This is a genomic window from Erythrobacter sp. S259 (genome assembly GCF_057364965.1).
Genome location: NZ_CP200286.1, coordinates 1,462,143 through 1,482,424, shown reverse-complemented (window position 1 = coordinate 1,482,424; position 20,282 = coordinate 1,462,143). Strand labels below are relative to the sequence as shown.

Here is a 20,282-nt window from a genome sequence, read left to right as displayed (position 1 = left end):
GTGACGTCTGTGTATAGTGGTGATTATGACACTAAAAGCAGACCTCTATTTCAGCTTCCGCTCGCCTTATTCCTATCTGGCAATTGGGCGGTATCGCGATATGGCGCGCGACTATGATCTCGACATCACGCTTCGCACGGTGTTGCCTATTGCAGTGCGCGATCCGGACATTCTGTTCACCGGCAATCCGGCGGCTCCTCAATACATCCTCTTGGATTGCATCAGGGCGGCGCAGTTCCTTGAAATTCCGCTAAGCTGGCCGCGTCCTGATCCCATTGTCCAGGATTTCGCGACGCGCAAGATCGCTGAGGAGCAACCCAATATTTATCGAATTTGCCGATTAGGACAGGCCGCCACACGCCGGGGCAAAGGCATCGAATTTGCCGCCGAAGTCGCCCCGATCATCTGGGATGGCTCGACCGAAAACTGGCACGAGGGCGACCACCTGGCTGGCGCTGCGGCGCGGGCTGGGCTCGACTTTGCTGACCTAGAAGACGAAGCCGTTTCAGATGCCGATGCGCTTGATGCGGAGATCGCGGGCAATACTGACGCACTCCACAAAGCAGGCCATTGGGGCGTGCCAACGCTTGTGGTCGATGGCGAGCCGTTCTTCGGGCAAGACCGCGTGGATATGGCCAAATGGCGCTTGGAGCAAAAGGGGCTGGCTAGGCGGTGAAAGGCCCGCTCACAGGTGGCTGTCTTTGCGGCGCGGTGAGATACCGGCTTGCGGAGGGCTTTCGCCTCAACCCTTACGCCTGCCATTGCACTGACTGCCAGAATCGCACCGGCTCAGCCTTTAGCGAGCACATGTTTTTTGCCCTCCCGGACTTAGCAATCGACGGCGAGACGGATTGTGGCCGCTATACTATGCCAAGCGGGATCGAGGCCACAATTACCGGCTGCCCTAAGTGCAAAGCGCGCATTTACGCAGAGAACCCCTCGCGGCCCGGAATGGGAAGCTTGCGTTGTGGTACGCTGGACCAAAGCTGTGATTTGCAACTGGCTGCGCACATATGGGTCAAAAGCAAGCAGGCCTGGCTCGACCTTCCAAAGGGCGCGAAAACCTTGGAAGAAGCCCCTGTAACATCGCAAGAATGGGCCGAGTTACTAGGGATTGTAGAACGGTGAATGATGTGAAAGCTTCGAGATTTTTCGCGAGTTTTGACGGGGCCGAATTGGCTGTCACAGTAATGGGTGAGGGGCGTCCGCTGGTTCTGGTCCATGGCCTTTTCTCTTCCGCTGAGATGAACTGGGTGAAGTTTGGCCATGCTGCCAAGTTGGCGGACGCTGGGTTCCAGGTGATCATGCCCGACCTTCGTGCGCATGGGGCAAGCGCCAAGTCACATCACGCGGGCGACTATCCTATTGGGGTGCTCACCAAGGACCTTGCAGCGCTCGCCGGACATTTTCGCCTTGAGGACTATGACCTTGCCGGATTTTCCCTAGGCGCACGCACTTCGGCGAAAGGCGTCATTGATGGTCTCAGCCCGCGCCGTCTTGCGCTTTGCGGGATGGGCTTGACCGGGCTATCGGGTTGGAAAAACCGGTCTGCGTTCTTTATCGACGCCATCGACCGCTTCGATGACATCAAGCGCGGAGACAGCGCGTTCATGGCGAAGTCTTTTATGAAAACCATGGGGATAGACCGCGAGGCTGCGCGGCTTTTGCTGGAAGCGGTTGACGATGTAGCGCTTGAGGACTTGGCCAAAATCACAATGCCGACCGCCCTTATTTGCGGTGACACAGACCAAGACAATGGCTCGGCCGAGGACTTGGCAGCAAAGCTTTACGATGGTCGATACCGGGAAATTCCGGGCACCCACATGAGCAGTGTTGCCCACAGCGCGTTTGGCGATGCCTTGGTGACGTTCTTTGCCGAATAGTCACAAATCGGTGCGGAGGGATCAGCTGTGCGCGAGAAGGTGAACGTTAAAGTATGGCTCATTGGAGTTGTCCTTTTTCTTGGCGTAATAGCCGTTTCTGCTGCGATCGAGCAGGGCGGCGTGACCTACGGTATAGTCGATCACCAAGCAGCCGCGACCGCACAAAAAGTTGGCGAGATCCAGTCGCAATGGCAGGCAAACGGTGTGCGCGGTATCGCCATAATCGCGATGATATGCGACCTTGGCTGGATTTGGATCTACGCGCTTGGCGCTTTTTTGGCGGGTAGAGAGTTTGCAACCAAACGCAGCGGAATTCTGAAAAACCTTGGCTTTGCCGTTTCCGGGGCAGCAATCGTGTTTGGTGTTACCGATTACACTGAGACCATCTTGCAGTTCATCCAGCTGCTCTGCGATGCGGGAAGCGACCAAATGGCGGGCGTGGCAGCAATGATGCAGCCCATCAAGATCGCTGCCTTTCTCGGTTCCTTTTCCGGGATCGTGCTGGCTTTGGTTTTTGACCGTGTTCAAGCGCGGCCTGCCTAAGCAGCGCCGAGTTTTGCGCGAAAATCGCGGCTCGCAGTTTCGAGAGTTTGCGCCTGGCTTGCAAGATCGTTGGCGGCTTGATCCAGCTCGTCTGATAGGAACCGCGATTGGTCCGCGCAATGCGACAGGTTCCGGCTGCGTTCTACCATCTCGTCGGTCTCGCTGGCCGCACCGCGCGCGAAATTCTCTATCGTGTCTGCTGACTGGCGATGGTTATCCACGTCATCGCGGATGGACCTTGCGTTTCTGCTCAGCTCTTCAATTGAGTTCTCGATCTCTTTGAAACTGCGCTCCGCCTCGACTGTCCCCGAATGGACCCCGCCGAGAAACGCTTGAATACGGATCGCCGCATCGCTTGCTTGGGCTGCGAGCTGTTTGACTTCATTGGCCACAATGCTGAACCCGCGCCCGGCTGACCCAGCTGATGCAGCTTCTATTGCTGCGTTGAGTGAAAGCAGATTGGTACGCTCTGCAATACGAACGATTGAGCGTGTTGCCTCGCCGATTGTTTGAGACTGCTCAGTAAGCATTTGGATAGCTTCGCTTCCGCCGCCCGACCGCTCGCTTGCCTCCTTGCTGAGTTCTGATTGCTGCCCGGCGTTGAACGCGACCTCTGCGATTGAATCGGAAAGTTCTGCAACGCCGGCGGCAACGGTGTTTGCGGCTTTGCAAGCTGTTTCGGCAGAGCTGAGCACATGCTTCACCTCATCACCGGTTTGATCTGCATTCAATTTGAGCTGCTGCGCGCTTCGAACGAGGAGATCGGCGGTGCTTGTAAGCGTCATTGCGGCGCCGTTCATCGACTTTTCAAAGGCTGCTGCGATCTCTTCGTGTTCTGAGTTACGCTGCTTGATGGCTGCATCCAGCGCTTTTGCTCGCCCGGCTTTCTCAGCGCCCAGAGCCTTTTGAAGCTCCTCTATTTCTGCCGATTGCGCGGTGATAGTGCCGACATTCTCTTCCAGCTGCCGGGAAAGCGCATCGGCTTTGGTAAAGCCTTGCCGGAGCAAGTTTGTCACCCAGCTCAGCAGTATCGCGCCTCCAATCGTGATCCCAAGCCGCAGGGAAGACAGACCCCAGTGCAACTGTTCATAGGCGATCCAATGCGGGGCAAAGATAACCAGGACAATAAGTTGGATCCCCAGCACTATGCACGCCGTCACAAGGGGCCGGGGATCGCACAGTGGGACCAGCGCAACAAGGCCGCCTGCTATCAATAACAAAAGCTCAGTTTGCCATTGAGTGCCCTGAAGCGCGTAAAACAGCAGCGCTGGAAGAATGCCAATCTGAATGCCGAACCACAAACGCGCGGTCCGATCAGTGCGGCCTTGCACCAGCATCCGAGTGGGGACGAGGTTGGTGAACACTGCGGCTACGGTCGCAGGTACAGCGAATTGCGGGACGAGCATGCTCAGCGCGGCGAGCGAAAATGTTATGATCCAGCCACCGGCGACCAAAACCAGCATGGTCTGTTTGCGTAGCTCGCTTAATGAGACGTTCACCGCGCGGGCCAATTTCTGCCGGCCAGTGGGCGTCCTTGCGCATAGGTAAGCAGCCCAAAACCGATTGGCGAGCTGGCCCTTTTCGTTTGCACAGGGTTTGCGGTGTGCGGCATCTAAGGAGGTATGTCCGCTTTTGGTTAGCGCTTCTCTTCCAATCGCTGCGTAGCTTTGCGGGTTCTATCCCTAGGAAAAAGCCTTATCGCCCGCGCGCATCAGCGGAAAGGCGGCTCGTTGAAGGCTCTCAGCTTACGGCTGTGCAAGCGGTCTCCTTCATCACGAAGATGCTTGCACGCCTCTAGGCCGATCTGAAGGTGGGCAGCGATTGCCTCTTCGTAAAACTTATTCGCCTGCCCCGGCAATTTGATCTCACCGTGCAAGGGTTTGTCGGAGACACACAGGAGCGTTCCATATGGTACTCGGAAGCGGTACCCTTGGGCCGCGATGGTCGCGCTCTCCATCTCGACCGCGATAGCGCGGCTTTGTGAAAAACGGCGCGCTGAACTGGCGTAAAGAAGCTCCCAATTGCGGTCATCGGTGGTGACAACGGTGCCTGTGCGCATGCGCTGTTTGATATTCGCGCTTTGCACACCGGAAACCGCTTCTGCAGCGCTCGCAAGGGCGAGTTGCACCTCGGCAATCGGCGGAATGGGCACTTCTGGAGGAAGCACACTGTCAAGCACATGGTCATCGCGCAGATAGGCGTGAGCGAGCACAAAGTCGCCGATCTTCTGGCTTGAACGCACGCCGCCGCAGTGACCAATCATCATCCACGCATGGGGGCGAAGAACTGCCAAGTGGTCGCAAATAGTCTTTGCGTTTGAGGGTCCGACGCCGATGTTGACGAGGGTAATGCCTTTGCCGTCCTCGCGGATAAGGTGATAGGCGGGCATTTGGTGTTTGCGCCATGCGGTGTCGTTGAGCTGGGCTTGCGCGTTGTCAGTGCTTTCCTCGATGTGGAGGCCCGCTGCCCCTTTAAGCGAGGTATAGCCGGCTTCTTCTTCGTTTGGGCCGATCTGCTGCGCGCCCCAGTTCACGAATTCATCGACATAGCGGTGGTAATTGGTGAAGAGGATAAAGTCTTGAAAATCCTCGACCTTAGTGCCGGTGTAGTGGGCGAGGCGGGCGAGCGAATAGTCAGTGCGCAGACCATCAAAAATCGACAGCGGCATGTCGGCATTTTCGTCAAACTCGATACCATCAGCCAGTTCATCTCCGATGAGGGAGAGGTCAGTGGATGGGAAATACTGCGCGATGTCTTGGGGAGCAATGCCTTGCATCGCAGCCCCTGCCTCGCCATCGAGCACATAAGGGAAGGGGATTTCCTGACGTGAGCGGCTCACCGTCACGTCGATCTCATACTCCTCAGCAATCAGCCCCAATTGTTCTTTAAGATATCCTGCAAACAGGTCCGGGCGCGTGATAGTCGTTGTATAGGTCCCTTGAATCTCCAACCGGCCAAAGGCGCGGGTCCGATCTTGGGGGTCGCCCACTCCTGAATAATGCAATGTTAGCTGGGGATAGGCATAAGAGCCGTCCTGGCGCTTGCGCTCTGGCGGGATGGTGCCGTCTTTCCCAAAGGCGATGACATCCCGGCGCAAGGTCTGGACGGCGCTGTCATAGTGCTGCTGCAATTGTTCAAGGATGGTGGGGATGGGTGTCATAAACATCTTTCTGTTCTGGTTGCGACTTTATTTAGGCTCTTTGCAGGCCGTTTACAAAAAGGGCGCGAAAGTCGTGTGACTCTCGCGCCCTTTTGATTGGCTTTTATGAGAAGCGAAGGGCTCAGCCTTCGTTGTCCTCAGCTGCTGGCGTTTCCTCGGCAACTTCATCGCCTGCTTCAGGCGCTGCGCCGTCTTCGAAGAGTTCTTCGGGGATTTCGCCGGGCTCGAGGCTTGGGTCGCGGGTGTTCGTTGCGGCAGCTTCTTCGATCTCGCGCTGTTCATCTTCGAACATTTGCGCAAGAACATCGACGCCTTGAGTTTGAAGCTCAGCTTCATCGTCAGAGCGGGCAACGTTTGCCTTAACCGTCACGTGCACCTCAGGGTGCAGAGCAACGGTCACGTCGTGCATGCCGATGGTTTTGATCGGCGCGCCCATGATGACTTGTTTCTTGTCGATCTCGTGACCTTGTTCAGTGAGGCCAGCGACCATATCGCGAACGTTGACCGAACCATAAAGCTGGCCTGTGTTCGATGCTGCACGGATGAGGATAACCTCAGCGCCTGCAACCTTCTCACCGGATGTTTCAGCAACCGAGCGCTTCTCGGCGTTCTCTTTTTCGAGACGCTCACGGTTTGCTTCGAAGACCGCTTTGTTGGCGTCGTTTGCGCGCAGGGCCTTCTTTTGCGGAAGAAGGAAGTTGCGGGCATAGCCGTCTTTTACGGTGACGACATCGCCAATCGTGCCGAGTTTCTCGACGCGTTCTAGGAGAATGATATCCATGTTTTCTCTCCTATTTCACGATGTAAGGAAGCAGGCCAATGTGGCGTGCGCGCTTGATCGCTTTGGCGAGTTCACGCTGCTTCTTGGCTGAGACGGCGGTGATGCGCGAAGGCACGATTTTGCCACGCTCGGACATAAAGCCCTGGAGCAAACGCACGTCTTTGTAATCGATTGTGGGGGCGTCTTTGCCTGAGAACGGGCAAGACTTGCGGCGGCGGAAGAAAGGACGGGCCATCAGTCGCGCTCCTCACGGTCTGAACGGCGCTTACGGTCGCGCTCGTTTTTGCGCATCATAACGCTTGGACCTTCTTCGTGCTCTTCGACACGGATGGTCATGTAGCGGATGACGTCTTCGTTGATACGGGTCTGACGCTCAAGTTCTGCGACCACGGAGCCCGGGCCATCAATGTTGAGCATGACGAAGTGCGCTTTGCGGTTGCGCTCGATTTTGTAAGCGAGGGATTTAAGGCCCCAGGTTTCGGTCTTCACAACCTTGCCTTCATTCGCTTCGACGATTTCGGTCGCCGTGGCCGCCAGCGTGTCAACTTGAGCCTGGCTCAGGTCCTGACGCGCGAGGAAGATGTGCTCATAAAGAGCCATACTTCTTGTCCTTACACTGTAATGCCGATCGCTGGCTTGTCTGCGGGATTGCAGGGCCCCTCCGGCTTTCTTTTCTCGCTCCTATTTCGGAACGGTTGCGGGCACATACCGTTTTTGTCGGTGAATGCAAGCCTTGAACGCTTGGCGAGGCCCGACGCCTCAGGCATGGCGCAAGACACACAAGCGGAGAAATGACACATGCCATCAGGATTGGTTGCACTGCTCGACGATGTGGCAGTGATTGCAAGGACGGCGGCGGCCTCGGTCGACGATATCGCGGCGGCAGCGGGCCGTGCTGGCTCCAAAACCGCTGGCGTTGTGATCGACGATGCAGCTGTGACGCCGAGTTATGTGACCGGGCTGTCCCCGGCGCGCGAGCTGCCCATTATCTGGGCGATCACCAAGGGGAGCCTGTTCAACAAGCTCATTGTTCTTTTGCCCATTGCCATGCTGCTCGATTATTTTGCCCCGTGGCTGGTCATTTACCTGCTGATGATCGGCGGCGCGTTCCTTTGTTATGAGGGCGCGGAGAAGGTCATGGAATGGCTGGGCGGCGAAAAGCACGGCAAGACGGTTGAGGACGAGATCGAGGACCCGGTCGCTTTTGAGAAACAGCGCATCTCGGGCGCGGTTCGCACAGACTTTATCCTGTCGGCTGAGATCATGGCTATTGTGCTCAATGAGCTGACGCAGAACGCAGTGATCGCGGAAAGCCTTTGGCAAAAGGGAGCAGCGCTCGCGATTGTCGCGCTTGTGGTGACCGTCGTGGTCTACGGCACGGTCGCGATCATCGTGAAGCTTGATGACATTGGCCTTGCGATGACCAAACGCGAGAGCGAAGTTGCGCAAAAGTTTGGGGCAGGGCTGGTGGCCTTTGTGCCTAAGTTGCTGACGGCGCTCTCGGTGATTGGCACTGTCGCGATGCTATGGGTCGGCGGCGGGATTATCATCCACGGCACCCATGAGATCGGCTTCCACCTGCTTTATGATCTTGCGCACGGCGCAGAATACGCGGTGGCAGGTGTGCTTGGCGGGGTCGGTGGCTGGTTCACCTATGCGGCAATTTCGGCGGTGATCGGGGTGATCCTGGGCGCGATTATCGCCTTCGTCTTGCATAAGGTCATTGGCTATGAGGGGGCGCATTGATGGCTCTTCCCATCCTCTACACTTGCGCCGGGTCGCGAGGTCAGCGCTGCACTTGGGCCGCCGAAGAGGCAGGCGTTGAGCTGGACCTGCGCATGCTCCCATTTCCGCCGCGTCATAAAGCGCCGGAGTATTTGGAGACCAATCCGCTGGGCACAATCCCGATGTTGATTGATGGCGACACGCAAATGACCGAAAGCTGCGCGATTGCGCATTATTTAGCGGTGATGGGCGGGGCGGACGCGCTAGTCGTGGGGCCGGGTGAGGCGGATTATGGCGAGTATCTCGACTACGCCTTTCATGCGGACGCCACGATCACCTTCCCGCAAACGGTCTATATGCGTTTCGCCGTGTTCGAGAAGCACAAGGGCTGGGAGGATGCGGGCCATGCCTATGCCGACTGGTTTGAAAAGCGGCTTGTGAAGATTGAACGGCGATTGGAGACGCGCGATTATCTCGTCGGTGAGCGCTTTACGGTTGCCGATATTTGCGTGGGTTATGCGCTGGTCTTGGCCAAGGCGGTTGGGTTGGACGAGCGCATCCCTGATAGCCTCAAGGCTTACCGTGAGCGACTGACCTCGCGCGAGGCCTACCAAGCCGCAGTCGCAAAGGAAAAAGCAGGCGCGCCCTAGCGCCCCTTCGTCATTGCGAGCCGATAGGCGAAGCAATCCAGAGCCGTCTCGCGAAACCGTACTGGATTGCCGCGCCGCTTCGCGGCTCGCAATGACGATTGGATCTACCCCCGCATCCAAATGCGTGCCGCAGTTACCGCAGACCTTATTGGGCCAGGGTACAATAATAAATCCGCGAAAGAACAGGTTCTTGCCGCATTGGGGGCAGTTGAATTGCCGCATCCTTGCGTTGACCAAAATCAGCATCAGCACAGCCGCCGCAAAGGCCCAAGTCGAATGGCCCATCCATTTGTCTATCGTGATAACAAACATAAACGCGGCCAATGTCGCAAACAGCATCATTTGCATATGGCGCACAGCAAGGCGGTAAATCGTCATGTAAGCCGCTCGAAAATGCTTTTTGCAAAGCTGCTCAAAGTGTCGTCTCGCGCGCCCATGATGACAATGCGGTCGCCGGGCTTTGCGAGTTCTACGATGGCATCCCCGCATTCTTCGCGCGACGCGATATGCTTGGCTGAACCACCGTTCTGCTCGATCAGGCCGATAATCCGCTCGGTCCCCTCGCTGCGGTCCACCGTGCCGCCGTAGTAGACCGGGTCGCACATGATGGTCACATCATCATCGTCCAGCTCGCGCGCAAAAGTCTCGGCAAGCTCATCCCCCATTTGGCGAAGCGGTCCATATCCATGCGGCTGGAAGAAGGCGATCACGCGGCCTTCGGTGGCTTTCAAAGTGCGCAAGGTCGCCGCGCATTTCTCCGGGTTATGGCCAAAATCGTCGATGACGCTGATGCCGCTTGGGCTAGTCCCGACCACATCAAACCGCCGCGCAAGGCCTTTGAAGCGGCTGAGTGCATAGACCGAACGGCTAAGCTCGATCCCTGCCGCGCTCATCGCTGCAATCGCGGCCATGGCGTTGGCAAGATTGTGCAAACCCGGCATCGGAAGGTCGAGCGGGAACACCTCTTTTGAGCGATTGTCGATCAGCACTGCGCGAATGCTCAAAGGCCGGTGCTCAATGCTATCAGGCTCGGCGACGATATCAGCTGTTTGATTCTCAATCCCGAAAGAAACCAGTTGCGAGGCGCGCGGGGCGAGTGCGCGCGATTCCTCGTCATCCATATTGATAACGGCGCAGCCTGCCTCGAAGATGAAATCGCCGAACAAAACGCGCAGTTCCTCGATGGATTTGTGGTCGAGGCTGACATTCAAAAGCACACCGATTGTAGGCCGGTAAAGCGCGATTGAGCCGTCGCTCTCATCGACTTCGCTGACAAACACATGCGGAGAGCCGACGCGCGCGCTGGCGAAGGGGTTGGCCTCATCGGCGAAGTTTTTCATCACCGCACCGTTCATGACGGTAGGGTCGTGGCCTGCCTCTGCCATGATCCACGAAATCATGCCGGTAACAGTGCTTTTGCCAGACGTGCCGCCGACCGCGACCGAATAGCCCGCGCCATTGAAAAGTTCCGCCAAAAGCTCAGCCCGCGTCATCCGTTCGCAGCCAAGTTCCCTCGCGCGCGCAACCTCGGGTACGGTGTCTTCGATTGCGGCGCTTGCGATCAGAACTTGGTTCTCGGAGGTAATCCCGCTCCCGTCTTGCGGAAATAGGGTAAAGCCATTGCCTGACAGCCACGCGAATTTCTCAGGCGTGCGCCCTTGGTCATAGGAACGGTCGGAGCCTGCCACTTCATGACCAAACCCCTGCGCCAATTGTGCCAGCGGGAGCATGCCTGAGCCGCCGATGCCGCAAAAAAAGTAATGGCAAAAGAAAGGGCGCTCTTCTGGCGCGTCGTCCACTGATCCACTCATAGCGGATATGGTTATGGGCTTGCCACGCGAGTTACAAGCGCCCTAGGCTGGGTTCATGACAAATATCGCCATTTGTGCACCGGCAAGAGCCATTACCAAAGACCACGCCGCCGCGTTGGAGGCTTTGGTTGCTGCTGAGTTTCCCGATCATTCGGTGACGTTCCATGATCAATGCTTTGAGCGTTCCGGGCATTTTGCGGGCGATGATCTGACGCGGCTGGGCGGTTTGCTCGACTGCGCCAATGATCCCGCATTTGATGCGGTGTGGTTTGCGCGCGGGGGTTACGGTTCCAACCGCATAGCAGAGGCGGCAATTGCGCGGATGAACGCGGCGGCCAAGGCAAAGACCTATGTGGGATATTCGGATTGCGGTTATCTTTTGGGTGCTCTTTATAAAGCCGGGATCGGCCAATGCGCCCACGGCTCCATGCCGATTAGCGCGAGTTCATCGAGCGGCCCTGAATCGGCGCGCCGGGTGCTGAGGTGGTTTAGCGGAGACAATTCGGGGTTAGAGCCAAGCCTTGACGGAACAACGCCCATGGCCGCGTTTAATCTCATCACTTTGGCAATGCTGGCCAAGACGCCTTTGATGCCGGACCTTACCGGACACGTGGTGATGGTCGAAGAGGTCGCGGAGGCGCACTACGCCATCGACCGCGTGTTTTTCGCGCTGGCTGGCAGTCTGCCGCGTGTCGCTGGGCTTAGGCTTGGCGCGGTGACAGATATTCCGGAAAACGATATTCCTTTCGGCTCAGACGAGGTAGAAATCGCCAAGTTCTGGTGCGCAAGGGCGGGTATTCCTTATCTTGGACGCGCCGAGATAGGGCACACAGCTGCCAACAAGGTGGTGCCCTTTGGGCTTGCAGGACCGGCTGGCACCTCTTAACCGCGCCCCCAAAGCCAAGACCGCCAAAACCCAGACGGCCAAAGCCAAGAGGAGTTCACATGAAAGCGTTCGTGTTCCCGGGACAGGGAAGCCAGAAAGTCGGAATGAGCACCGAGCTCGCCGCCGCCAGCAGCGCCGCGCGCGAAGTGTTTGAAGAAGTCGATGAGGCGCTTGGCCTTAAACTTTCCGCGATCATGGCCGAAGGGCCGGAAGACCAACTGACCCTTACTGAAAACGCGCAGCCTGCGATTATGGCCAATGCGATTGCGACCTTGCGCGTGCTTGAGGCTGAGTTCGGAGTGAAACTCACCGAGGCTGGCTCCTGCGTGGCTGGACACTCTTTGGGCGAATACACCGCGCTTTGCGCTGCCCAAGCCTTTGACCTTTCGGCCACGGCGCGTCTTTTGAAGCTGCGCGGTTCTGCGATGCAAGCGGCTGTGCCGGTGGGCGTGGGCGCTATGGCGGCGCTTCTCGGCGCTGATATCGCCAAAGCCACCGCACTTGCCGAAGCGGCCGCCGAAGGTGAGGTGTGCGAAGTCGCCAATGACAATGATCCGGGCCAAGTCGTGATCTCAGGCCACAAGGGCGCGATTGAACGCGCGGTCGCTCTCGTCAAAGAACACGGCATCAAACGCGGCGTATTGCTGCCCGTGTCGGCGCCCTTCCACTGCTCTCTCATGCAGCCAGCCGCCGACCGCATGGCTGAGGCGCTTGGCGAAACGCCTCCGGGCGCGCTGGCTCTGCCGCTTTATGCCAATGTCACCGCAAGCAAAGTGACCGACCCTGCTGAGGAGCAAAGCCTGCTGGTCCAGCAAGTCACCGGCCGCGTGCGCTGGCGTGAGAGCGTTGCAGCCATGCATGCAGACGGCGTTGGGCATTTCGTTGAACTGGGCGGCAAAGTGCTCAGCCCCATGATCCGCAAGATCGCTGGCGAGGCGGAAACCACTAGCCTCATCACCATGGAAGACCTTGAGGGCTTTGCTAAAGGCTGAGCGTAACGCTGCGTTCAGCTAACCCATTACAACCTTGCCCTTCTTGCTTGAACCAAGGAGGGGTTTCATGCTGAAGAAAGCTTCAACCGCGGCATTTTGTTTGATTTTTGGCTGTGTTGGCGCGGTTGCGTTCGGCACGGTCGCCTTGGCAGACGACGCACCGCGTGAGTTGCAATTGAGCGCCAAAGGCGATGCGCAAGGTTTAAGTGGTTTCGCCAGCGAGCGAGAGCTTTCCATCTTCGTTCAGAAAATGCAGGACCTCGAAAAGCGCAACCGGCGGCGTATGGGAGCTATAACGCCAGCGCCCGTCACAGAGGCGGCCACCGAGGATTTCGGCGCTGCTGAAAACGAGAGCATCACCAATACTCAAGAAGCGGGCGTCGACGAGGGAGGTATCGTCAAGAACGTTGGCGATTACCTCGTCGTGCTGAGGCGCGGACGCTTGTTCACGGTGCGAACTGGTGGCGGGGCTCTAGAGCCGATCGACACCGCGAATGCCTTCCCTCCCAGCAAGGAAAACCCCGCCAATACCTGGTATGACGAAATGCTGGTGCGCGGCAATCAGGTGATCGTTATCGGCTATTCCTATGGCGATTTTGGCACTGAAATCAATCGCTTCGATATCTCAGATGAAGGCAAGTTCACCTACCGCGACACGCATTATATGCGGTCTGGTGACTATTATTCCTCATCCAATTACGCCTCGCGCCTGATTGGGGATGAGCTTATCTTTTACACCCCGGTTTATGCCAATTGGGGTGACCTTGATGCATCCCTTCCGGCCATGCGCGAAATGGGCGAGGGTGAGGGCGAAGTTTTGGTCAAGCCTGAGGATTTCCTTGTGGCCAAGCCTTACCGCTCTGGGCGATTCCCTGTGAACGTACTCCACACCGTCACCCGGTGCGATGTTGGGGCTGAGGATCTTGACTGTTCGGCAACGGCGATTGCCGGCACTTGGAGCCATGCGTTCTACGTCTCGCGCGAGGCGGTCTACGCTTGGACTGGGGCTGCGCGTACCAACTGGCGCGACAGGGCTGCGACTACACCCGGTCAACTTTACCGCATTCCGCTAGACGGATCGCGCCCCGGCGCGGTTCAGGTTGCAGGTTCTCCGATTGATCAGTTCTCTTTTGCTGAAGATGCAGAAGGCGGCATGCTCCGCGTCCTTCTTCGTTCTGTCGGCAATGGTCAGGGCATGTGGGCAAGCGAGTTTTCCGCTGGCAAAGTGTCGCTAGCAAACATTCCGTTCGATGCCTTTGGCAGCGGGGGCGGAGCACTGGTGCGTCAAAACTACCGGAAGTTGCCAGAGCCCAAAGGCTGGCGCTTGCACAACCGTTTTGTCGGTGACTACCTGCTCTATGCTGCCGGAGCCTATGGCCGCGAAGACGAGACCGCGATGGTCTACGCCGTGCCTCTCAATGGCAGCGATGTTCAGCAGATTGCCATGCCGCACGGTGTCACCCGCTTTGATAAAATGGGCAATGATGGCATTGTTGTCGGCCCGGCTGGCGATGGCGCATTGGGCTTCAGTTCGCTCAAACTGGCGCGCAAGGCTTCGCTTGAGGACACCTACATGCTGGCAGCAGCAGGCGAGGGCGAAACCCGGAGCCAGGCGTTTTTCTTCAAACCTGACCGTGGCAGCGCACAAGGGCTTTCTGGCACCTTAGGCTTGCCAGTCACGCGGCGTCTGACGCGCGATGGGTCAGAATTCCTTGGCAGTGGCTCTGCTATTGCGTTTCTTCGCCGCGATGCGCGCAAGCTTAAACCTGCCGGCGAATTGGCTGCACGCACCGAAGATGCCGTCGATGATGCCTGTATTGCGTCTTGCGTGGATTGGTACGGTAATGCGCGCCCGATCTTTATGGGCTCGCGCATTTTTGCTCTCATGGGTTATGAGATTGTCGAAGGAGACATGTCTGATGGCCGAATCCGGGAAGTGCGCAGGGTCACCTTTGCCCCTGATTCCAGAACTTCATTGGATTGATGCGCAGAACGCAAATCTTCTAAGCAATGTGGCGCCGGGCGTATTCGATCATGCGATCGACCCAGACCGCCTGACTGCCTATCTCGCGCAATCCGCCAATTGGATGTGCCTGGCGCTCCATGACGGCGTAGTCGTCGGCATGGTCATGACGGTCATCCACAATCATCCCGATAAACCAACCGAACTCTTCCTTGACGAGATCGGCACGGGCGACGATTGGCGTCGCAAGGGCATTGCCCGCTTGCTCATGCAGGCTGTTTTTGACAGAGCCGATGAGGAAGATATCGAAGAAATTTGGTTGGGGACCGAGCCGGACAATGTTGAGGCAAACGGTCTCTATCAAGGGTTTAAGCACGAGCGTGAAGACGCCGTTATCTATTATTTTGATTGGTGAGGAGCCGGGACATGTTTCGACTGGATGGAATGAACGCTTTGGTGACAGGCGCAAGCGGCGGGATCGGTTCTGCGATTGCCTTTGCCTTGGCTAAGCAAGGCGCTCGGGTTGCTCTATCGGGTTCCAATGGCGACAAATTGCGCCTGTTCCGCGAACAGCTCATTTCAGAAGTTGGCTCACCAGAGGCAGGCGATCACGTTGAGATTACTTGTAATCTTTCGGATAGCACGCAGGTGGATGAGCTTATCCCTGCGACAGTGGACACGCTTGGCGGGATCGACATCCTCGTGAACAATGCTGGCATTACGCGCGACGGTCTTGCAATGCGGATGAAGGATGATGACTGGAACAGCGTGATTTCGGTGAATCTCGAGGCCGCATTCCGCCTTATGCGCGCCAGCGCCCGCCCGATGATGAAAGGGCGTTTTGGGCGTATCATCAACATCACCAGCGTTGTCGGCCACACAGGCAATCCGGGTCAAATGAACTATTGCGCGGCGAAAGCGGGCCTCACCGGCATGACCAAGAGTTTCGCGCAGGAAGTCGCAAGCCGCGGCATTACCGCCAACTGCGTGGCTCCCGGCTTTATCCGCACCGCTATGACGACGGCGCTTGACGAGAAGCAAACCGAGACCATCAACGCCAAGATACCTATGGGCAAAATGGGCGAGGGCGATGACATTGGCTCTGCCTGCGCCTTCCTTGCAAGCCGCGAGGCCGGTTACATCACCGGTGAGACCATGCACGTGAATGGCGGCATGGCGATGCTGTAAGGGGCTCTTGGGCGGAATGAAGGCCGCTTCGAAGCAATCCTATGGCCCTTATCCCCAAGGGAATCGTGCCTGCACAGGTTACGAACTTGCCCAGCGTCACAGCCGCGCTAAGGTTTTCTTCGATTCTTAGGCGGCGGTAGGGCGATTCCAGCCTTCACGAGACGCCATAAAACACGAAGACGATAGGTTACGCTGATGAAGGCTACGATCGAACGCGCGACGCTCTTGCGTTGTCTCTCCCATGTTCAATCGGTGGTTGAACGCCGCAACACCATCCCCATCCTCTCGAACCTCCTGATTGAGGCGTCTGAGGGCGGTAATGTGAAGGTGATGGCGACCGACCTCGATCTACAGGTGGTTGAGACCATGAGTGCCGCCTCTGTTGACACGCCCGGCGCAATCACAGTGTCCGCGCACCTGTTGTTCGATATCGCACGCAAGCTGCCTGACGGGTCGCAGGTGTCGCTCGAAGCTTCCGACAACCAGATGGTGATCAAAGCAGGCCGGAGCCGGTTTAAACTACCAACCCTGCCGCGCGATGACTTCCCAGTGATTGTCGAGGGGGATCTGCCCACGTCTTTCGAACTGCCTGCTCGCACTTTGGCGCAAATGATTGATGCGACGCGTTTTGCGATCTCGACCGAGGAAACGCGCTATTATTTGAACGGCATCTTCCTGCATGTCAGCGATGATGACGGGCCGGTTTTGAAAGCGGCTGCGACAGATGGTCACCGTTTGGCCCGCTTCACCATTGCGCAGCCTGATGGTGCGGACGGAATGCCTGATGTGATCGTTCCTCGCAAAGCGGTGGCCGAGCTTAGAAAGCTTCTCGAAGAAGCGCTTGATGGCGCTGTTATGATTGATCTTTCGGCCTCGAAAGTTCGGTTCACGTTGAGCGGTGAAGGCGGGGTGGTTTTGACCAGCAAGCTGATTGACGGGACCTTCCCGGATTACAGCCGCGTTATTCCAACCGGCAATGACAAGATCCTTCGCGTTGACCCCAAGGCCTTCCACCAAGGTGTTGACCGGGTGGCCACAATCGCCACTGAAAAGACGCGCGCCGTCAAAATGGGGCTTGATAAAGACCGCGTGACGTTATCGGTGACGTCACCTGATAACGGCAATGCGTCGGAAGAACTTGCGGCGACCTATTCCAGCGACGGTTTCGAAATCGGCTTTAATGCCAATTACCTAAAAGACATTCTTGGCCAATTCGATTCCGATGAGGTGGAGCTTCACTTGGCCGATGCAGGCGCTCCGACCCTAATCCGCGAGGATGATGCAAGCGCTGCGCTCTATGTCCTCATGCCGATGCGCGTATAATGAGGACGCTTGGGGGGATCATCGCTGGCGCGCTCTTGGTAGGCGGAATTTCTGTTTCAGCTCAAGAGAATAACGAGCAGAGTGGACAGGGCTTCTCACCTGAAGACGATCTCGATTGTGCTCTATTCATAGGCGGGCTGCTCGGTTCCGATGATGGGGTGATGACCCCTGATTCCAAACAGGCGCTTGTCAGTTCGATGACATATTTCCTAGGTCGGTTCGAAGCACAGCGCGGCACTCCCATTAATGTCGCGTTGGCAGAGCGTTATCCGGTCTTTCTCGAACAGGACTCAAGTCAGATTGAGCAGACCTGCGGGCTCCGGGCTCGGGGGTTTGGCCGCCGGATGGAGCTAGTGGGCCGGGTGATGGCCGAAGTTCAGACCGAGCCCGAAGCTGACAGCGAAGAGCCTTAAGCGGCGAAGAGGTCAACCATGGCCGAAAGTTCACCAGTGAGCGACCATCCGGCCCAGGTCCGAATTTTCGGAACTGTCATTTCGACCTATACGCGCATTGTTGAAATCACCGCGCGCGAGGCCGAGCTTTCTCACGAAACGATTGCAACGCCCGCACGCTCGGCGCAAAACCGGCACCCGTTCTCCAAAGTGCCTGTAGTGGAAGTCGATGGACTTGAGCTGATCGAGAGTGTTGCCATCGCCCACTACCTCGACAATGCACACGGTCAAAGTGCCCTGCAGCCGAGGATACCGTCACACCGCGCTGTGATGGATAAATGGATCGCAATTGCCAACAACTACCTCTTCCCACTGTTTGAAGAGGGATTGGTGATGCCTTGGATAATGCACCGGGTGGCGGGCTATCCAATTGATCCAGAACGGATAAACAACGCTTTGCCCCAGATCAGCCGCGCTTTGGGCTTCGTTGAAACGGAGATACAGACCGGCGGCGCCTGGACTGTCGTTGCTGGCGACACTGGCATCACATTGGCCGATGTGTTTTTGTACCCGGTCCTGCGCTCACTGGAGCTGACGCCGCAAGGTGAGGTGGGTATTGCGCAGTGTGATCACATCAAAGCTTGGCTCGAAACGCTCAAAAATCGTCCTTCAATCGCCGCAACGCGCTGGGAAATCGAAAAGGGATAGGCTAGCCTTCGGCGCAAGTGTTGAGGAGCCTAGACCAATGACCGTAGCCCAAATCCATGTTCGCAAAGAAAAGCTCACTAAGGCGGCGCTGGTAGAGGTGCCATCAGGAGAGCTTGCCGATGGTTCGATCCGCCTCAAGGTGGAGAGCTTTTCGGTGACGGCCAACAACATCACCTACGCAGTGGTGGGCGATGGGTTTGGCTATTGGAATTTCTTCCCTCCGAAAACCGAGGAAGACGGGTTTGGAATAGTGCCCATGTGGGGGCATGCCGCGGTGACCGAAAGCAAGGCCGATGGCTTTGAGGTAGGCGAGCGGGTCTATGGCTATCTGCCCATGGGAACGCAGTTTGATGTGGTCCCGGGCAATGTGAGCGATGCAAGCTTCTCCGACATGACCGATTATCGTCAGCCGATGAGCCCGGTGTACAACAATTACAACCGTTTGGCGGCTGATCCTGAACATGATCCTGCGCGCGAGAATGAGCGTATGATCTATGGCCCGCTGTTCAAAACTGGCTATGTGATAGACTACTTTATGCGCTCAGAGGATTGGTTTGGGGCGGGCCAAGTGATCCTCACCAGCGCCTCTTCCAAGACCGCAATGGGGCTGGCAAATGTGGCGAAACAAAACTCGCCCGGCGTGAAACGGATTGGCCTTACTTCAGCTGGTAATGTGGAATTTGTCGAGAAAACCGGGCTTTACGATCAAGTTCTCACGTATGATGCGATTGGCACTTTGCCGCTCACTGAGACCGTGACGGTCGATTTTGCGGGCAATGCCGACGTTTTGGCCAAGCTGCATCACCACTTCACCGATCAACTCAAATATTCCTGCCTCGTGGGTGCCACTCATATCGAGGCGCGCAGTTCAATGGGCGGGGGCGCCGGTGATCTGCCGGGGGCAAAGCCGACCTTATTCTTCGCACCTGACCATTTCGTGTCCTTCTTTAAAGAGCATGGCCCGGCCGAAGGCGGCAAGATGGTCGCCAGAACGTGGCACGCCTTTTTGGACGCGGTAGGCGGCACGGTCGAAATCGAAACCCGCAACGGGCTGGATGCGGCGCGCACGACCTATCTCGAAATGCTCGGCGGTAAGATCGACCCTGCAAAGGGTATCGTGGTCCAGCCTTAAACTAAACCTGATCGGCCAAGTGAGCTTTTACTGGCCTTCCCGCGCTGCGGTGGCCGTGTCGTTGAGCGACCAATCATAGGCGTAGTTTATCGTAACATCGGGCTGGTCTAAGGCGGCAAGCAATTCCGGCTCCGCATATTGACGCACATGCGCGAGAATCGTCTGTGTCGATCCTCCATAGTCCTCGCGGTACCAACTGAATATCTTGGAGAGCGTGACTTCCCCGTCCTCCCCTACGCTTACGCCGCGCGGGTCATTGATATAGCTCGCGGAGTTTTCCTGAAGCTTCTGCTCAAGGTTGGCGGCCGTGTATGCGGTCTGCGCAAGATTTGGACAGCCGACCGCGGCGCAGTTCAGCGCATAGTGAATGCGTGGCTCCTCGCTCCAGAGAGGGCGAACAATACCATGTTCAATATCATGCAGGCCAAGTTCGCGGCCGTTGATTACGATACGTTTCTCACCCCAAGGGCCGAAATCCAGCGGGCCGCTTGAGATGTCGCGAATGGAATCAACGGGATAGTTGTCGAGAATGACCTTCACGGTCAGCGCATTGTAGAGGTTAATCCAATAGGCAAGCTGCGCGTCGCGGGTAAACTGCGTGGCGTCTTGACTGGTAAGATAGTCGACATAATTATCGAGCCTTTGCTTGTCCTCCTGGCTTACCGAACCATAGTTTACGCGCACAATGCCGTCATCACCGAGCGCTGTGTAACTCGTGAGAAAATTGTCCCAGGCCTCGTTTGAAATGGGATCTTGAGTACCGACTGCCTGGAACTGAGAGGAGACGAGTTCGGAACTTGGAATGGCCAACCGTTCCAAGCTTGTGCAGCCAACCGCTGCGGGCAGAAAACACAAAATTAAAAGGGGTTTGAATTTCATCGTCGTCTCGCCAGTTCTGTCGCGGCCTTAGGTGCAAATACGACCGAATGAACCGTGAAGAGTTCAATTCAGCGCCGCAACTGCATCGCCGCCATCGCATATCTCGTCCATCCGGAGCTTCGCGCGAAAACGAGTGAAGGTTACACCCCGGTCGCGGTTTTTGTCATAAAGGTAGGGGCCGTCTCCATCGAGACCTACAAGGGCCTCGATGCGGCGCGTGTGGCCTAACCGGAGGTGATCACAGGCAAGATTGCTTCTGCCAAGGT

General features: G+C 57.1%; 23 protein-coding genes. 16 read left to right on the top strand and 7 right to left on the bottom strand.

Going from position 1 to position 20,282, the window contains the following annotated elements; translation table 11 throughout:
- The first annotated feature begins 25 nt into the window (after window positions 1-25).
- From AC0V60_RS07020 to AC0V60_RS07005, 4 genes are read left to right on the top strand one after another with little or no spacing between them, the layout of a single operon-like run.
- Window positions 26-676 carry a DsbA family protein gene (locus AC0V60_RS07020; protein ID WP_486177781.1) on the top strand — a complete coding sequence of 217 codons (651 nt, stop codon included), beginning with the start codon at window positions 26-28 and terminating at the stop codon, window positions 674-676.
- Window positions 673-1,128 (top strand): GFA family protein, encoded by a 456-nt coding sequence (locus AC0V60_RS07015; RefSeq protein ID WP_486177780.1) that lies wholly within the window; start codon window positions 673-675, stop codon window positions 1,126-1,128. Before AC0V60_RS07020 ends, AC0V60_RS07015 begins: the two co-directional genes overlap by 4 nt.
- Window positions 1,125-1,883, top strand: a complete 759-nt coding sequence (locus AC0V60_RS07010; RefSeq protein ID WP_486177779.1) for an alpha/beta fold hydrolase — start codon at window positions 1,125-1,127, stop codon at window positions 1,881-1,883. The genes AC0V60_RS07015 and AC0V60_RS07010 overlap by 4 nt, the downstream gene beginning before the upstream one ends.
- A 39-nt stretch (window positions 1,884-1,922) precedes the next feature.
- Window positions 1,923-2,426, top strand: a complete 504-nt coding sequence (locus AC0V60_RS07005) for a hypothetical protein (protein WP_486177778.1) — start codon at window positions 1,923-1,925, stop codon at window positions 2,424-2,426.
- Here the strand turns inward: AC0V60_RS07005 and AC0V60_RS07000 are convergent.
- The 5 genes from AC0V60_RS07000 to rpsF form a co-directional block, all read right to left on the bottom strand.
- Window positions 2,423-3,925: a methyl-accepting chemotaxis protein gene (locus tag AC0V60_RS07000; protein ID WP_486177777.1), complete on the bottom strand. Its 1,503-nt coding sequence runs from the start codon at window positions 3,923-3,925 to the stop codon at window positions 2,423-2,425. The genes AC0V60_RS07005 and AC0V60_RS07000 overlap by 4 nt on opposite strands.
- Before the next feature lie 212 nt (window positions 3,926-4,137).
- Entirely contained in the window at window positions 4,138-5,592 is a 1,455-nt protein-coding gene (locus AC0V60_RS06995; RefSeq protein ID WP_486177776.1) for an AMP nucleosidase, read from the bottom strand.
- A gap of 115 nt (window positions 5,593-5,707) precedes the next feature.
- Window positions 5,708-6,367, bottom strand: a complete 660-nt coding sequence (gene rplI, locus AC0V60_RS06990; protein WP_486177775.1) for a 50S ribosomal protein L9 — start codon at window positions 6,365-6,367, stop codon at window positions 5,708-5,710.
- Between the two features lie 10 nt (window positions 6,368-6,377).
- The gene (gene rpsR, locus AC0V60_RS06985) at window positions 6,378-6,602 is read right to left on the bottom strand and encodes a 30S ribosomal protein S18 (RefSeq protein ID WP_247271356.1); all 225 of its coding nucleotides are present in this window, start codon (window positions 6,600-6,602) and stop codon (window positions 6,378-6,380) included.
- Window positions 6,602-6,967 (bottom strand): 30S ribosomal protein S6, encoded by a 366-nt coding sequence (rpsF, locus tag AC0V60_RS06980; RefSeq protein WP_486177774.1) that lies wholly within the window; start codon window positions 6,965-6,967, stop codon window positions 6,602-6,604. The genes rpsR and rpsF overlap by 1 nt, the downstream gene beginning before the upstream one ends.
- 198 nt (window positions 6,968-7,165) lie before the next feature.
- Here rpsF and AC0V60_RS06975 point away from each other — a divergent pair, with 198 nt between their 5' ends.
- The gene (locus AC0V60_RS06975; protein WP_486177773.1) at window positions 7,166-8,113 is read left to right on the top strand and encodes a DUF808 domain-containing protein; all 948 of its coding nucleotides are present in this window, start codon (window positions 7,166-7,168) and stop codon (window positions 8,111-8,113) included.
- The gene (locus AC0V60_RS06970; protein ID WP_486177772.1) at window positions 8,113-8,742 is read left to right on the top strand and encodes a glutathione S-transferase family protein; all 630 of its coding nucleotides are present in this window, start codon (window positions 8,113-8,115) and stop codon (window positions 8,740-8,742) included. Before AC0V60_RS06975 ends, AC0V60_RS06970 begins: the two co-directional genes overlap by 1 nt.
- A 374-nt stretch (window positions 8,743-9,116) precedes the next feature.
- On the opposite strand, the gene AC0V60_RS06965 is transcribed toward AC0V60_RS06970, so the two are convergent.
- Window positions 9,117-10,553, bottom strand: a complete 1,437-nt coding sequence (locus tag AC0V60_RS06965) for a glutamate ligase domain-containing protein (RefSeq protein WP_486177771.1) — start codon at window positions 10,551-10,553, stop codon at window positions 9,117-9,119.
- A gap of 55 nt (window positions 10,554-10,608) precedes the next feature.
- Between AC0V60_RS06965 and AC0V60_RS06960 the strand changes: the two genes are divergently transcribed.
- The 9 genes from AC0V60_RS06960 (at window position 10,609) to AC0V60_RS06920 (ending at window position 19,137) form a co-directional block, all read left to right on the top strand.
- Window positions 10,609-11,439 carry an LD-carboxypeptidase gene (locus AC0V60_RS06960; protein WP_486177770.1) on the top strand — a complete coding sequence of 277 codons (831 nt, stop codon included), beginning with the start codon at window positions 10,609-10,611 and terminating at the stop codon, window positions 11,437-11,439.
- 59 nt (window positions 11,440-11,498) lie between these two features.
- Entirely contained in the window at window positions 11,499-12,431 is a 933-nt protein-coding gene (gene fabD / locus AC0V60_RS06955; protein WP_486177769.1) for an ACP S-malonyltransferase, read from the top strand.
- Window positions 12,432-12,498: 67 nt separating this feature from the next.
- Window positions 12,499-14,415: a beta-propeller domain-containing protein gene (locus AC0V60_RS06950; protein WP_486177768.1), complete on the top strand. Its 1,917-nt coding sequence runs from the start codon at window positions 12,499-12,501 to the stop codon at window positions 14,413-14,415.
- Entirely contained in the window at window positions 14,384-14,809 is a 426-nt protein-coding gene (locus AC0V60_RS06945; protein ID WP_486177767.1) for a GNAT family N-acetyltransferase, read from the top strand. The genes AC0V60_RS06950 and AC0V60_RS06945 overlap by 32 nt, the downstream gene beginning before the upstream one ends.
- Window positions 14,810-14,820: 11 nt before the next feature.
- Complete coding sequence (gene fabG, locus AC0V60_RS06940) at window positions 14,821-15,582, top strand: 3-oxoacyl-[acyl-carrier-protein] reductase (protein WP_486177766.1); 762 nt, start codon at window positions 14,821-14,823, stop codon at window positions 15,580-15,582.
- 195 nt (window positions 15,583-15,777) lie between these two features.
- A complete protein-coding gene (dnaN, locus tag AC0V60_RS06935) occupies window positions 15,778-16,905 on the top strand; it encodes a DNA polymerase III subunit beta (RefSeq protein WP_486177765.1) in 1,128 nt (375 codons plus the stop codon).
- Window positions 16,905-17,318 (top strand): hypothetical protein, encoded by a 414-nt coding sequence (locus tag AC0V60_RS06930; protein ID WP_486177764.1) that lies wholly within the window; start codon window positions 16,905-16,907, stop codon window positions 17,316-17,318. The genes dnaN and AC0V60_RS06930 overlap by 1 nt, the downstream gene beginning before the upstream one ends.
- An 18-nt stretch (window positions 17,319-17,336) precedes the next feature.
- Entirely contained in the window at window positions 17,337-18,005 is a 669-nt protein-coding gene (locus tag AC0V60_RS06925; RefSeq protein WP_486177763.1) for a glutathione S-transferase family protein, read from the top strand.
- Window positions 18,006-18,042: 37 nt separating this feature from the next.
- The gene (locus AC0V60_RS06920; protein ID WP_486177762.1) at window positions 18,043-19,137 is read left to right on the top strand and encodes a DUF2855 family protein; all 1,095 of its coding nucleotides are present in this window, start codon (window positions 18,043-18,045) and stop codon (window positions 19,135-19,137) included.
- Between the two features lie 27 nt (window positions 19,138-19,164).
- Here the strand turns inward: AC0V60_RS06920 and AC0V60_RS06915 are convergent, their stop codons facing one another.
- Window positions 19,165-20,016, bottom strand: coding sequence for a DUF547 domain-containing protein (locus AC0V60_RS06915; RefSeq protein WP_486177761.1), 852 nt, complete (start codon window positions 20,014-20,016; stop codon window positions 19,165-19,167).
- A 54-nt stretch (window positions 20,017-20,070) separates the two neighbouring features.
- On the opposite strand from AC0V60_RS06915, the gene AC0V60_RS06910 reads away from it, so the two are divergent.
- Window positions 20,071-20,244, top strand: a complete 174-nt coding sequence (locus AC0V60_RS06910) for a hypothetical protein (RefSeq protein ID WP_486177760.1) — start codon at window positions 20,071-20,073, stop codon at window positions 20,242-20,244.
- Window positions 20,245-20,282 lie beyond the last annotated feature (38 nt).